The sequence below is a fragment of the Algoriphagus aestuariicola genome (genome assembly GCF_017254835.1).
In the GTDB taxonomy this organism is placed as follows: Bacteria; Bacteroidota; Bacteroidia; order Cytophagales; family Cyclobacteriaceae; genus Algoriphagus; species Algoriphagus aestuariicola.
In genome coordinates this window covers 1-302 of record NZ_JAFKCW010000051.1, presented here as the reverse complement: position 1 = coordinate 302, position 302 = coordinate 1, and the positions used below count along the sequence as shown (strand labels likewise).

The following is a 302-nucleotide window of genomic DNA, read 5'->3' as shown; positions in this document are numbered from 1 at the left end:
CAACAAACTGACCCTGGGGGAGTGGAATAAACGGCTCCCGCGCCCGCGCAGCCATGAAACCGTTCGCCGCTGGATCCGCGCTGGGAAAATCTACCCTGCACCGGTGCTGGATGGCCGGGAATATCTTTTTGATGAGCAGGCCGTGCGGATCGATACGCCGTGCAGCCCAACAAGCGAGCTACTGCAGAGAATCACCAATGGCAAGAACCAGAAACCACGCAAGGCGCGATCTCCCGCCAAACCTCTACGTCCGTAATGGCGGCTATTACTGCTACCGCGACCCGCGCACCGGTAAAGAATAC

1 protein-coding gene and 1 pseudogene are annotated in these 302 nt (G+C 58.9%); both read left to right on the top strand.

The features are described from left to right. Positions 1–7: 7 nt before the first annotated feature. Positions 8–154 (top strand): annotated as a pseudogene (locus J0A67_RS23135) (excisionase); the annotation flags it as partial. Beyond that, positions 111–302: phage integrase Arm DNA-binding domain-containing protein (locus J0A67_RS23505; RefSeq protein WP_438839605.1), on the top strand; the 192-nt coding region annotated here is incomplete at its 3' end. The pseudogene J0A67_RS23135 and the gene J0A67_RS23505, both read left to right, overlap by 44 nt.